This is a genomic window from Thalassospira mesophila, from assembly GCF_002115755.1.
GTDB classification, from domain to species: domain Bacteria; phylum Pseudomonadota; class Alphaproteobacteria; order Rhodospirillales; family Thalassospiraceae; genus Thalassospira; species Thalassospira mesophila.
In genome coordinates this window covers 183,615-196,261 of record NZ_JFKA01000005.1, presented here as the reverse complement: position 1 = coordinate 196,261, position 12,647 = coordinate 183,615, and the positions used below count along the sequence as shown (strand labels likewise).

The window sequence follows — 12,647 nt, the reverse complement described above, 5'->3', positions numbered from 1 at the left end:
CAATCGGGGGGTTCCGGCTTCGATGCTGAAAATTGAACACGGGTAAAAAAGGGCATAGCCGGACAGATGTCGTTGGTGGGACGCATTAACCATATAATAGAAAAGTGGTTTCCGGATCGGGAAGTTCTTGTTCGTTCTAATGATTCCGTCACACAAGTTCGTCTTGGTCGTCGACGGCAATTGATATTCGGTGCAGTCTCTGTTTTTCTGATTGTCTGGACTGTCGGTTCGACCGGGGTCGGGTACTATTTCAGCCATCGTCTTGAGTTACGCGAAGAACAGCTTTTTCGCAGCGAGATGGCCTATAGTGAACTGATCAACCGGGTCACCGAAAGCCAGCAAAAGTTCAGCGAGATCACCTCGCAAATGGAAGATACCCACCATAACTTGCTAAATATGGCGGAAAAAAATCTGAAGCTTCAGGCCAGGGTGCAGGATTTCAGCCTGAAGCTGGCAGACAGCGAAAAAGAAAAATCACGGATATCAGCGCTACGTTCATCGATGGATAGCCAGATGAACGCGTTAGGGCAGCAGATAGACGGGATTACCAATCGCAATCTTGCCCTGCGAGACGAGCTTGAAACCGTTGAGACCGTGATGACACGGGTGATGCGTGAACGCGACCAGGCTAATTCGCGGTCAAAATCGTTGCAGGGCGAACTCGCTGTGGCAAATCAGCGTATTTCTGATTTGCATACCATTCAAAAACAGGCGCTTGAACGGGTTGCCGAACATGCCGGATCATCGATTGACGATCTGAAATCGGTTTTGAAAATGACTGGCGTTCCGATCAAGGAATTGACCGATGACGGTGCGGGAAGTGACGTCAAACGCGTTCTTGATGCCGGTGTTGGCGGGCCGTTTGTGCAGTTTGAGCCCGAAACGCCTGAAGACGAATTGTTTATGAATGCCGCCCTGGCGGTCGGAAACCGGATGGACCAGCTGGCAAATTTGCAAAAGGTCATCAACCGGCTTCCTTTGGGCGAACCAACAGAGAATTATTACGTTTCCAGCAAGTTTGGCAAACGTAAGGACCCGTTTAACGGAAAATGGTCTTTTCATTCTGGCGCCGATCTGGCGGCCCCGATGAAAACGCCAATCTATGCCACTGCACCTGGTGTGGTGTCGCATGCAGGATGGACCGGCGGATACGGAAAAATGGTCGAAATTGACCATGGAAACGGACTGAAAACCCGCTATGGACATCTGATGAAGGTCCTCGTCAAGAAGGGCCAAAAGGTGAAATATCGAGACATGGTTGCACTGATGGGAAGCACGGGCCGCAGTACCGGAAGTCACGTTCATTACGAAGTATTGCTGAACGGCAAGCAAATCGATCCCATCAAGTTCATAAAGGCGGGACATTATGTTTTCAAAGTCAAACAAAACACAGACGAGCACAAATAACGCCCATTCTAACGTTGCACATTCCAAAGCAGGCGGGCTGTCTGTTATTAATTCCGATCTGCGCATTTGCGGAGATCTGGTTTCTGAATCAGACGTTCAGGTTGACGGTTTCGTCGACGGGGATATCCGTACGCGCAACCTGACCATCGGTCAGGGAGGGGAAGTTCGCGGTGAAATTATTGCAGACCGGGTTCGGGTTTGCGGCAAAGTCACCGGCCAAATTCGCGCCAAGGATGTTTCTTTGGCCGACAGTGCAAAAATGATTGGTGATATTTTGCACGAAACCCTGGCGATCGAGCCCGGAGCCCATCTGGAAGGCCATTGTCGGCGCATTGAAAGTGTCGAAGAAGGTGGTTTGACAGTCATTCAGGCTGGAAAAATCGTGGCTTCCAACGTCAAGAAAGAGCAGTAAAACCTGCTTTCATGCAATTCCGGTATTGGGCACCTCTATACGGAAGTTACATGGTCAAGATGCGTATCTGGCGCGCTTTGCCTTTTACAAGATCCGTTTTCCTGTGACCGAAAGGTTTTCGGGCAGGAAAAATACGCCAAAGCGTGATGGTGCGAATTTCGGCGTTCCCCAAGCAGCGGGCAGGTCATACGATTTGCACGGGAATGACGAATTTTGCAATGTTTTCAGGGTGGTGTCGTCTATTTTTGTGCGGGAGGCAAGCTTCCTGCCAAAAACAAGGGCGCGGTAAAGTTTAAAAGGCGGGTCTTGTTAAAGACAAAGCGCAGTAAAACAGCCAGGCCACTTTGTGGGCTGGCTGTTTGGTTTTGTGGCATGAATTCGGCCTGATATCATTGCCTGAATGCCGAGACAAACAGGCCCGATACAAGATTTTAGGCAGTCTGTGGTTTGATGGTGAGGGGCAGAATTTCGTCAAGGCGCGCCAAAATAACATCGGCGCGGTGCGACAGGCGTTCCACCGGCTGGGCCGCGCGGTTTATCCAGGCTGTTTTAAAACCAAAATGCCCGGCACCCGCAATGTCCCAACCATTCGATGACTGAAATGAAATTTCACTGGCGTCAAGTTCAAGCTTGTCGGCGGCCATTTTATAAACACTGGGATGCGGTTTATAGGTACGTAATTCATCAACGCACAGGATCTCGTCAAAAAGCGACAGGATGCCCGACGACTTGGCCGCCGAAATTAGCATATGGCGCGCACCATTTGACAGGATAGCCAGCTTATGGCCGTTGTTTTTTAAGGTTTGCAGCGTTTCGACAACTTCGGGGAAGGTGTCGAGCGAGAGATAGGTTTCCATCAGGCGCGAGCGTAAAACAGGGTCATTTTTACCAATTGCCGCCATCGAATAGTCCAGCGCATCGCCTGTCACTGTCCAGAAATCGGTAAAGTCGCCCATAAGGCTGCGCAGCCAGCTATATTCAAGCTGTTTTCTGCGCCACAGCTCTGACAGTTTTTCAGCTTCATCCCCCAGGCTTTCCTGACAGCGTTTGATCGCCGATCCGACGTCAAACAACGTTCCATAGGCGTCAAAAACAAATGCGCGACAGGAAGAAATTGCAGTTTCAGTCATTGGGTGTGGCCTCGTTTTCTGTCACCGGAAACCCGGTTCTGGTGCCGTTTTACAAATCCCTGCGAAACAGGGCTAAAGGTTACAGCTATTTATGCGCAACGCCAGGGGCGGGTTGGGCGCTTTCCTGGCTATCCTGGCTCATTGCGATTTCATCACGGGCGAAACGCCGCCGATAGACATAGGTGCCTTCCATAACCCGCTGGACATAATTGCGCGTCTCTTTGTACGGAATCATCTCGATCCAGTCGATCGGGTCAACATCGGGATCGCGGGGATCGCCATATTCCGATATCCACTCATTTACCCGCGACGGGCCTGCATTATAGGACGCAATCGTCAAAATTTCGGCACCGTTCCAGCGATTAAGCAACTTCGCCAGATATTGTCGACCCAGCAGGATGTTAAAACCGGGGTCTTCGGTAAGCCGGGCCACGCTAAAAGGTAAATCCAGATGATGGGCCATGCGTTCTGCCGTTGCAGGCATTAATTGCATCAGGCCGCGCGCCCCAGCATAGGAAACGGCGGCCGGGTTAAACAGGCTTTCCTGACGCATGATCGCGTGAACCAGCCCCGGATCGGGGTTTTGCCCGCTGGGAACCAGGTCGTAAACTGGGTAGGCGGCATCAAGATACCCCCCGCCAGAGCGGATCCCCCGTTTCGCCGCAATCACGGCAAGGTCGGTGCGCCCGTATTCAGACGCCAGTCCCGTTGCCATTGCCAGCATTTCGGGGCTGTCAGACTGATCGACTAGCGCCATGACAAAGGGCCGGATGATATTGCCAAGCCCCATGTCGCCCAGTTCACGAGAAACTTTTGTCAGTTCGTTGTTTTCAAACTGTTTGCGCTGTGCCGCACTGGGGTGAGCTTGTTCAACCTGATAATGAACGGTGCCGCCAAGCTCGTCATTTGCCAGTTGGCCATAAAATGTATGGGCGTGGTCGGCGGCCAGCAGGAACCATTTTTTGGCCCGAACCTTGTCGCCCATGGCTTTGCAGGCGCGTCCGGCCCAATAGGCTCCGCGCGACTGGCTGACCGGATATTGCACAACATCATACAGGTTCTGGAAATGCTGCAGGGCAATTTGCGAATCGCCCAGAAACTCCAGCGCGATCCAGCCTGCCAGCCATTCGGCCCCGGCAATGTCGGCGGGTTCGGTCTGCCCATGGTTGGCAACCAGCCGGTAGGCGTCGGTGATATAACCTTCTTGCAAGGCGCGGCGTGCGAGAATGGCTTTTTCGGTCCACCAGTATTCGGGGCGAATCGAAATATAAGCCAGGTCATTTGCCTGATGCAGCAAAAGGTCGCGGGCTTTCTTGTCCTGGTCATTAATACGCAGCCAGCGCACACGCTCGTATAACAGGCCCGGGTTTTTCTGATATTTTGCCGGAACATTGTTGATTGCCGCGTCCACATTGCCCTTGCGTTCCCGCAATGTCAGCCGCGCTTCGGCCAGCTTGCGGTAATCGGCGCTGACATGCGCCATCATGCGGGTGGCGGGGTGGGTGCGGCCTTCCCATAACAGCCGGTCCAGCCGGGCTTCATGGGTTGTTTCGTCGATATATTTTCCATAGCGGTCAATAAACCGCTTGGCCTGGCCGGTGCCAAAATTCGCATTGATCCAGCTGTTGCGAATAAGGGTGATGGCGGCATCGTTTTCACCCACTGACAGCAGGGCTGAAATTTGTCGGGTTGCGCCGTCGGCCGTGACCGGGGCCGAGCGTTTGAACCATGCCAGAATTTCAAAATCCGGCACGGCATCGGTCATGGCTTCTTCGGCACGCTGGCGTAACAAAGCCTGACTGGGCCAATTTGGGTTGGCGTCAATAAACCGGGTAATTTCAGCGAAGGATCGATTGGAATTCGGGCCGATCAGCCACATCCATTCGACGGCCTTTTGCAACAGCGGGTCGTCAAAGGTTGGCAGAAGTTGTGCCACGCTTTTGCTGTCGCCTTTTTCAAGGGCGTCGAGAAAAACGTTCAACCGCGCCCGGCTGATGCTGGAAAATGCGGGCGAGGGCGGTGCGATAACCAGCGGCGACGGATCAGGCATCGCAGCGCTGGCCGAGGTGGAATAACTGGCTGCAGCCATAAAACATGCTGTGCCCATTGTCGCTGCATACGCAGAAAACCGGCGGAAATTAACGTTCGCCATCGAAAAAACCCCTTATGCCTCAGGGCGAAAATTGCACTAAAGACAGGTCCTATTATGGCAGTGAAACGAACAAAAGCCAAACAGTCCCGAAACAATTCGTTCTGGTGCTTGCGGTAGGCGTAAACTGCGGCTATTTTCGCGACGCTTTTTAATCCGCATTATGATTTGGAGATAACCATGTTTAAGGGTTCGATTCCCGCTTTGATTACGCCGTTCACCACGGACGGGGTGATCGACGAAAAAGCGTTCCAGTCTTTTGTGGATTGGCAGATAAAACAGGGCTCGACCGGTGTGGTGCCGGTCGGAACGACAGGTGAATCACCGACCCTTAGCCACGCGGAACATCATCGCGTGGTCGAACTGGCCCTTGAAGTGGCCAAGGGACGTGTGCCTGTTATTGCCGGGACAGGGTCCAATTCAACGGTCGAGGCTGTTTCACTGACGCGCCATGCACAAAATGCCGGTGCTGATGCCGCCTTGGTGGTGACACCTTATTACAATAAACCAACCCAGGCTGGTTTGCTGGCGCATTACAAGGCCATTCACGATTCGACCGATATTCCGATTATTATTTATAATATTCCCGGTCGTTCCGTGATTGACATGACGGTGGCCACAATGGCCGAACTGGCGAAATTGCCACGTATTGTGGGGGTCAAGGATGCCACCAGTGATCTTGAGCGCCCGGCATTGATGCGTATCGCCGCAGGGCCCGATTTTTGCCAGCTTTCTGGCGAAGATGGTACCATCGTTCCGTTCCTGGCACAGGGTGGTCACGGGTGCATTTCTGTAACCGCAAATATCGCCCCGCGCCTGTGTGCGGATTTGCAAACGGCATGGCGAGACGGGAACATTACGAAGGTTCAGGAGTTGAATTATCGTTTGATGCCCATTCACAAGGCCATGTTCTGCGAAGCAAATCCTGGCCCCGTTAAATATGCGGCATCGCTTCTTGGCCTGTGCACGGCGCAAATGCGCCTGCCGATGGTCGAAATTGCCGACGACTCCAAACAGCGTGTTGAAGCAGCGCTGAAATCCGCCGGTCTTCTTTCCTGATCATCCAGGAACCGGCCAACAAGTTTTTGAGATGGCTGCAAAAAAAGAACACAGCAATAGCAAGTTGGTGGCGCAAAACCGCCGGGCCCGTTTTGACTTTTTCCTGACGGAAACATTCGAGGCGGGGCTGGCTTTGCGCGGCACCGAGGTGAAATCACTTCGAGAAGGCAAGGGGAACATCCAGGAATCCTATGCCGAGCCGAAGAACGGGGAAATTTGGCTGATCAACGCCTATATCCCCGAATATCAAAGCAAGATGCCTTTTGGGCATGAAGAGCGCCGACCACGTAAACTGCTGCTGCACAAGCGTGAAATTTCCAAAATGTCGGATGCCGTGAACCGAAAAGGCACCACGCTGGTGCCGGTTAAGGTCTATTTTAACGACCGCGGCATAGCCAAACTTGAACTGGCGATTGGCGAGGGCAAGCGTAAATCCGACAAACGCGATGCCATCAAGGAACGCGACTGGCAGCGCGACAAGGCCCGCATTTTGCGCGAGCATTAATCGCCGGTCCGGGTTTTGTTGTTGTGAAATTGGCATACGCCTTTTGGGCACATGTTGATGTGGCATACTGGCGCGCAGTTGAAAAATGTAAAAATGGTGCAGACATGGTGAACATGTCTGTGCCATTTTTCGTACAAAGGGCGTGACCAGGGAGGCAGACGTGACCAGTGCATTTACCGGTAGTATTCGCGACAAGCTGATTGCAGCCAAGCAGCAATGGGCGCAAAAAGGACGTCTGTTAACCGGTGCTCATGATGAAAGTCACGAAAACCGCCTGCCGCCGGGCCAGCGTGAAGTAAAGGATTGGCCGGTTCTGGACCTGGGTATTACACCGCATGTCAGCCAAGCCGAATGGCAATTGAGCATTAAGGGCGAGGTTGAAAACCCGGTTGCGCTCTCCATGAACCAGTTGCTTGAATTACCGGCCTTTTATGATTGCAGTGATATGCATTGCGTCACCTCCTGGTCGCGATATGAAAATCACTGGCAAGGTGTGTCGGCACGTGAGCTTGCGCGACTGGTGCGGCCAACGGATGCGGCGCGCCATGTGCTGTTTACCGCACATGATGGCTACACGACCAACGTGACGATCGAACAGTTTCTTGATGACGATGTTTTGTTAGCCCACCACTGGCAGGATCAGCCGATCAGTGACGAACATGGTGGTCCTGTTCGTGTGGTTATCCCCAAACTGTATTTATGGAAAAGTGCAAAATGGGTGCGTGAAATTACCTTTTCAAAAACCGATAAACCGGGGTTTTGGGAAGTGCGTGGCTATCACAATAACGCCGATCCATGGACAGAGCAGCGATACGATTAATGCTGTCGGCGCCATCAGGAGTAACGAAGATGTTCTCATTGGCAAAAACAATGATCGTTGCAGCAGGTTTTACTGTTCTGGGCTTTTTTACCGCCGCTGGAGGCGAAATGACAAGCGCATATGATTTTGAATTTGAAACAATCGATGGCAAGGCTTTGCCGTTACAATCGTTTGCAGGCAAGGCCGTTTTAATTGTTAATACCGCATCATTTTGCGGTTTTACCCCGCAATATGACGGGTTGGAGGCCTTATGGCAGCAACGCCAGGACGAAGGTCTGGTTGTGCTAGGCGTGCCGTCGGGAGATTTCGGCGATCAGGAATATGCCGAAAATAACGACATCCGCGATTTTTGCACCACCAGTTTCAATATTGATTTTCCACTGACAGCCCGGCAATCGGTACGGGGCGAAAACGCCCATCCGTTTTATAAATGGGCACGCGACGAACTTGGCCCGGATCAGGCACCGAAATGGAATTTCCACAAATATCTGATCGGTCCGGATGGTCATCTTTTGGCCAGCTTCGCCAGTGCGGTTAAACCCGATGATGAAAAGCTGCAAAAGGCCATTACAGAGGCGCTTGCGCGCTAAATATTCGCGCAAGGCCGGGCAGGGACACGCCTGTTTTTAACTGCGTCTTTTAACTGCGCCCGTCGGTAATATCGAGAAATGCCAACCCGTACTGGTCGAGTTTTTTGGCACCAACGCCGTTAATAGCAGCCATATCGTTTAAATTGCGTGGTTTGAAACGGACCATTTCCGACAATGTCCGGTCATTAAAAATGACATAGGGCGGGACATTCTGGCTGGTGGCAAGCTCGCGACGCAGGGCACGCAGGGCTTCCCACATTTTGCGGTCGTCTTCATCTTCAAAAAACGTATCAAAATCGCGCAATCGCTGGGTAGTGGCACGTTTGCGTTCGCTGGTATCAAGGCGCATCTCAACGACCTTTTCCCCGCGCAGCACCGGGCGCGAGGCCTCGGTCAGGTAAACGCCGCCATGCCCTTCCTCGTCGACCTGCAAATACCCCATTGCCAGCAATTGCCGAAATACAGATCGCCATTGCGGCTGGGCAATGTCTTTGCCTAGCGCATAAACGGTTGTTTTGTCGTGCCCGGTCTGGCGGATTTTTTCGGTATTGCGGCCCATCAAAACTTCAATCACATGGGCGGGGCCAAAACGCTGCCCGGTGCGAAAAACCGCAGATAGCGCCTTGCGCGAGGCATCGGTCGCATCCCACGTATCCACCGGTTCCAGGCAGGTGTCGCAATTGCCGCAGGGTTTGGTATCGGCTTCGCCAAAATACGATAAAATAACCTGCCGGCGGCATTTGGTGGTTTCGGCAAGGCCGATCAGCGCATCAAGTTTGCGTTGTTCAATCCGTTTTTGCGCATCTGGTGCATCAGACGATGCCAGCATGCCCCGAATGGAAACGATATCGGATAAATCATAATTCATCCATGCATTGGCGGGCAGGCCGTCACGGCCCGCACGACCGGTTTCCTGATAGTAGGCTTCCATGCTTTTGGGCAGGTTCAAATGGGCGACAAAACGCACATTTGGTTTGTCGATACCCATGCCAAAGGCCACGGTTGCACAAATGATCAGGCCGTCTTCGCGCAAGAACCGGTCTTGATGCAGTTGCCGTGTTTCCTGGGATAATCTGGCATGATAGGGCAGGGCCGGACGCCCGTTTTCGGTCAGCCACTGGGCAATTTCTTCGGTTTTGCGCCGCGACAGGCAATAGACAATCCCGGCATCTTCGGCATGTTCGCGGTTTAAAAACGATAGCAGGCGTTGTTTGCTGTTGCCTTTGGTTTCGATGCGATAGGTGATGTTGGGGCGATCAAACCCGGTTAAAAAGCAGCGGGCATTGGTCAGGTGCAGGTTTTCGGCAATGTCTTTGCGCGTTGGCGCGTCGGCCGTGGCCGTAAGCGCTATGCGCGGAACATGGGGGAAACGCGTTGGCAGCAGGTCCAGCCGGCGATATTCCGGGCGAAAATCATGGCCCCATTGTGACACACAATGAGCTTCGTCGATGGCAAAAAGCGAAATGCGAATACGATCAAGCAGGTTTAAAAACCGGTCGGAGGCAAAGCGCTCCGGCGCAACATAGAGCAGATCAATATCCCCCTCAATCACGCGCATTTCAATTTCTCGGGCATGATCGGGTGCAAGGGTGGAATTGATAAAGGCTGCCTTGATGCCAAGTTGGGTCAGGGCATCAACCTGGTCTTTCATCAGGGCAATCAGCGGCGATACGACAATGGCCGTCCCCGGGCGACATAATGCCGGAATTTGATAGCATAGTGACTTGCCGCCACCTGTTGGCATAAGGACCATGGCGTCGTTACCGGCAATAACATGGTCGATAATTTCTGCCTGTGGCTCCCGGAAGCTGTCATAGCCAAACACATCCTTCAAAACCTCCAGCGGCGGGCGCATGGCAGGCGGGGTTGAGGATGTTTTAAAATCGCTATCGGCAAAGAATGAGGGGTCAGACAATTTTAACGTTCCAGATATGTGCAGATATCGGCAAAGACGTTTTCAAACATCTCTGTCGTCAGGCGGTAGGTTTGGGTGTTGTAACGCGAACAGTGATAGCTATCAAACAATGTCAGACCATTTTCGAGAGGATGCTGGGCCCGGTGTGCAAATTTGTATGCCGACAGCTTGAGACCAAAGGTTTTCAGCATCGCCTGATGGGCGATTTGCCCCAGGCACAAAATACCCTTGAGATTTTTCATCGCCGCAATTTCATTGATCAGAAACGGACGGCAGGTGTTGGCTTCGGGGCCGGTCGGTTTGTTTTCAGGCGGCACACATTTGACCGCATTGGTAATGCGGCAATCAACAAGTTCCAGCCCGTCATCGGGCCGTTTATCATAGGTGCCGATGGCGAAATCAAATTTTTGCAGCGTCGCATAGAGCAAATCACCGGCATAGTCGCCGGTAAAGGGGCGGCCTGTGGCGTTCGCTCCTTTAAGCCCCGGTGCCAGCCCGACAATAAGCAGCCGGGCCGACAGCGGGCCAAAAGGACGCACCGGGCCATTATAAAATTCGGGGAATTTCGCCTGGTTTGCATGGCGAAATTCCACAAGGCGCGGGCATAACGGGCAATCTTTTGCCGGTTCAATCAGTTCAGTCATAACGGACCTGACATTGGATCAAGATTGTGCCGGAGCGGGGCTTAGACGAAATCGATGTCGTCAAGATTGGGATGAACCGGATGATCGTCGATATCGCCAAGATCAGGATGATCATCGTCGCGGCGTTGCGCAACGCGCCGGGCAATGGTGCCTTCAAGGTCGGTCAGCTCGATGAAATTGTCGGCCTGGCGGCGCAATTCGTCGGCGACCATCGGCGGGTTTGATTTTACCGTCGAGACAACGGTGACACGGACACCTTTGCGCTGAACCGCATCCACCAGACGACGGAAATCGCCATCACCGGAAAAAATCACAACATGATCAAGGTGCTGCGCCATTTCCATAACGTCAATGGCCAGTTCGATATCCATGTTGCCCTTGATCTTGCGGCGACCGGCAGCATCGGTAAATTCCTTGGTCGGTTTGGTGACCATGGTATAACCGTTATAATCAAGCCAGTCCACAAGCGGGCGTATGGGGGAGTATTCCTGATCTTCAATCAGGGCGGTATAATAAAACGCGCGAATAAGCTGACCTTTTTGAGCAAAAAGATCCAGCAAGCGTTTGTAATCTATGTCAAAACCAAGGGCACGTGCCGCAGCATAAAGATTGGACCCATCAATAAACAACCCGATCCGTTCTTGCGGGTAAAAAATCATTCTTAAATATCCTTAAATAGCGTTTAAAAATTAGTACGTTGCAAAAAAGCAATGCCCTGTTTTACATCGCCAATGGCGGCAAAGAAAGAGCCAAATTGTCATGGACAGGCAGAACTGCCTTCCCTAAATATTGCGCTCTTTATTGATCCATATTGCATATAAGGTTCTTTCCCTGTGGCTGACCAGTTTTTGCCGGAAAATGATTGTTGCGCATCTGATGAGGCAATCCTGATTGCCCTTGGGGCTAATTTGCCAACTGTGCGGTTTGGGGCACCCGCAGATGCCGTTCGTGCTGCTATTGCAGCACTGGCGACTTTGGACGGGGTCAGTATTGAAAAAACCTCGGCATTTTATGAAACCGCACCGGTGCCGGTTTCGGATCAGCCATGGTATGTAAATGCGATTGTCCAAATAAAGACATCGATGTCGCCACAGGAATTACTGGCGCGCCTTCACGAAATCGAGGCCGATTTCGGCCGGGTTCGGGTGGCGCGTAACGAAGCCCGGGTTCTTGATCTGGATTTGATTGCCTATGGGCGGCAAACCATTCGGGATGACGGCGGGTTGATTGTCCCTCATCCGCGCTTGCATGAACGTGCCTTTGTATTGTTACCATTGCGCGATGTGGCAGCGAGGTGGGTGCATCCTGTTTTGCATCAACCGGTTTCTGACATGATTGATGCGTTGCCAGCAGATCAGGAAATTCGGCAAATGTCGGTTTGATTTGATCCGGCTATAGGGGCGCTTCCCTGTTTGTTGCCCGCTGCCTGGCACGCTATGCCGCCATTTGCTGCATATTTTCGCGGTTTAGTGTTGCAACGCAACGATGACGGCTTTATAAAGAGCGGTCTGGATACTTACTTCTTTTGCTGGAGAAATTTATGGCGCGCGTTACCGTCGAAGATTGCGTTGACAAGATTCCCAATCGCTTTGAGCTCGTGATGCTGGCAGCTCAGCGTGCACGCAACATTTCGGCAGGGGCAGAACTGACCATTGACCGCGACAATGACAAAAATCCTGTCGTTGCCCTGCGCGAGATTGCCGAAGTCAGCGTTAATTTCGATGATCTTCGGAACGGTATGATTCAGGGGCTGCAACGCCACGTTGAAACCGAAGAGCCCGAAGATATCGAAGACGAATTCGGTCCCAAGCTGATGGCAGAAGCGATCGAAGAATTTGCCCCGATTGTGGCAGCAGCACCGGTGGAAGAAGACGAATAATCTTCGCTAGTGTGTTGATAGAAATAAATTAATAAAAAAGGGCTGCGGATTTTTATTCCGTGGCTTTTTTTTGTGCCATTTGTACTATCTTCTATGTATGTGCTTTTTTAAAATCGCAAACTGGAATGGGAGCCGCT

13 protein-coding genes are annotated in these 12,647 nt (G+C 52.2%); 8 read left to right on the top strand and 5 right to left on the bottom strand.

What is annotated here, in order from left to right; all coding sequences use genetic code 11:
• Window positions 1-66: 66 nt before the first annotated feature.
• A complete protein-coding gene (locus TMES_RS13120; protein ID WP_085583234.1) occupies window positions 67-1,407 on the top strand; it encodes a peptidoglycan DD-metalloendopeptidase family protein in 1,341 nt (446 codons plus the stop codon).
• On the top strand, window positions 1,367-1,819 hold the full coding sequence (locus TMES_RS13115; protein WP_085583232.1) for a bactofilin family protein: 453 nt from the start codon (window positions 1,367-1,369) through the stop codon (window positions 1,817-1,819). The genes TMES_RS13120 and TMES_RS13115 overlap by 41 nt, the downstream gene beginning before the upstream one ends.
• Before the next feature lie 431 nt (window positions 1,820-2,250).
• On the opposite strand, the gene TMES_RS13110 is transcribed toward TMES_RS13115, so the two are convergent.
• Window positions 2,251-2,949 (bottom strand): haloacid dehalogenase type II, encoded by a 699-nt coding sequence (locus tag TMES_RS13110; RefSeq protein ID WP_085583230.1) that lies wholly within the window; start codon window positions 2,947-2,949, stop codon window positions 2,251-2,253.
• 85 nt (window positions 2,950-3,034) lie between these two features.
• Window positions 3,035-5,038 (bottom strand): lytic transglycosylase domain-containing protein, encoded by a 2,004-nt coding sequence (locus TMES_RS13105; RefSeq protein ID WP_245835402.1) that lies wholly within the window; start codon window positions 5,036-5,038, stop codon window positions 3,035-3,037.
• A 240-nt stretch (window positions 5,039-5,278) separates the two neighbouring features.
• On the opposite strand from TMES_RS13105, the gene dapA reads away from it, so the two are divergent.
• From dapA to TMES_RS13085, 4 genes are all read left to right on the top strand, one after another.
• A complete protein-coding gene (gene dapA, locus TMES_RS13100; RefSeq protein ID WP_085583226.1) occupies window positions 5,279-6,157 on the top strand; it encodes a 4-hydroxy-tetrahydrodipicolinate synthase in 879 nt (292 codons plus the stop codon).
• A 31-nt stretch (window positions 6,158-6,188) separates the two neighbouring features.
• Window positions 6,189-6,662 carry an SsrA-binding protein SmpB gene (gene smpB / locus TMES_RS13095; protein ID WP_085583224.1) on the top strand — a complete coding sequence of 158 codons (474 nt, stop codon included), beginning with the start codon at window positions 6,189-6,191 and terminating at the stop codon, window positions 6,660-6,662.
• A gap of 160 nt (window positions 6,663-6,822) precedes the next feature.
• The gene (locus tag TMES_RS13090) at window positions 6,823-7,482 is read left to right on the top strand and encodes a sulfite oxidase-like oxidoreductase (RefSeq protein WP_085583222.1); all 660 of its coding nucleotides are present in this window, start codon (window positions 6,823-6,825) and stop codon (window positions 7,480-7,482) included.
• Between the two features lie 107 nt (window positions 7,483-7,589).
• Window positions 7,590-8,072 carry a glutathione peroxidase gene (locus TMES_RS13085; protein ID WP_245835398.1) on the top strand — a complete coding sequence of 161 codons (483 nt, stop codon included), beginning with the start codon at window positions 7,590-7,592 and terminating at the stop codon, window positions 8,070-8,072.
• Between the two features lie 49 nt (window positions 8,073-8,121).
• Here TMES_RS13085 and recQ read toward each other — a convergent pair whose 3' ends face one another.
• The 3 genes from recQ to TMES_RS13070 form a co-directional block, all read right to left on the bottom strand.
• Window positions 8,122-9,927, bottom strand: coding sequence for a DNA helicase RecQ (recQ, locus tag TMES_RS13080; protein WP_085583585.1), 1,806 nt, complete (start codon window positions 9,925-9,927; stop codon window positions 8,122-8,124).
• A 62-nt stretch (window positions 9,928-9,989) separates the two neighbouring features.
• Entirely contained in the window at window positions 9,990-10,631 is a 642-nt protein-coding gene (locus TMES_RS13075) for a uracil-DNA glycosylase (protein ID WP_085583218.1), read from the bottom strand.
• Between the two features lie 41 nt (window positions 10,632-10,672).
• A complete protein-coding gene (locus TMES_RS13070; RefSeq protein WP_085583216.1) occupies window positions 10,673-11,290 on the bottom strand; it encodes a LabA-like NYN domain-containing protein in 618 nt (205 codons plus the stop codon).
• A gap of 174 nt (window positions 11,291-11,464) precedes the next feature.
• On the opposite strand from TMES_RS13070, the gene folK reads away from it, so the two are divergent.
• A complete protein-coding gene (gene folK / locus TMES_RS13065; protein WP_245835396.1) occupies window positions 11,465-12,013 on the top strand; it encodes a 2-amino-4-hydroxy-6-hydroxymethyldihydropteridine diphosphokinase in 549 nt (182 codons plus the stop codon).
• Window positions 12,014-12,171: 158 nt separating this feature from the next.
• Window positions 12,172-12,510 carry a DNA-directed RNA polymerase subunit omega gene (gene rpoZ, locus TMES_RS13060; RefSeq protein WP_085583214.1) on the top strand — a complete coding sequence of 113 codons (339 nt, stop codon included), beginning with the start codon at window positions 12,172-12,174 and terminating at the stop codon, window positions 12,508-12,510.
• Window positions 12,511-12,647 lie beyond the last annotated feature (137 nt).

Excerpts from the sequence above, each read along its gene's own strand:
- TMES_RS13120 (WP_085583234.1), top strand. The coding sequence starts at position 67 with ATGTCGTTGGTGGGACGCATTAACCATATAATAGAAAAGTGGTTTCCG.
- TMES_RS13115 (WP_085583232.1), top strand. The coding sequence starts at position 1,367 with ATGTTTTCAAAGTCAAACAAAACACAGACGAGCACAAATAACGCCCAT.
- TMES_RS13110 (WP_085583230.1), bottom strand. The coding sequence starts at position 2,949 with ATGACTGAAACTGCAATTTCTTCCTGTCGCGCATTTGTTTTTGACGCC.
- TMES_RS13105 (WP_245835402.1), bottom strand. The coding sequence starts at position 5,038 with ATGGCTGCAGCCAGTTATTCCACCTCGGCCAGCGCTGCGATGCCTGAT.
- dapA (WP_085583226.1), top strand. The coding sequence starts at position 5,279 with ATGTTTAAGGGTTCGATTCCCGCTTTGATTACGCCGTTCACCACGGAC.
- smpB (WP_085583224.1), top strand. The coding sequence starts at position 6,189 with ATGGCTGCAAAAAAAGAACACAGCAATAGCAAGTTGGTGGCGCAAAAC.
- TMES_RS13085 (WP_245835398.1), top strand. The coding sequence starts at position 7,590 with ATGACAAGCGCATATGATTTTGAATTTGAAACAATCGATGGCAAGGCT.
- recQ (WP_085583585.1), bottom strand. The coding sequence starts at position 9,927 with ATGCGCCCGCCGCTGGAGGTTTTGAAGGATGTGTTTGGCTATGACAGC.
- TMES_RS13075 (WP_085583218.1), bottom strand. The coding sequence starts at position 10,631 with ATGACTGAACTGATTGAACCGGCAAAAGATTGCCCGTTATGCCCGCGC.
- TMES_RS13070 (WP_085583216.1), bottom strand. The coding sequence starts at position 11,290 with ATGATTTTTTACCCGCAAGAACGGATCGGGTTGTTTATTGATGGGTCC.
- rpoZ (WP_085583214.1), top strand. The coding sequence starts at position 12,172 with ATGGCGCGCGTTACCGTCGAAGATTGCGTTGACAAGATTCCCAATCGC.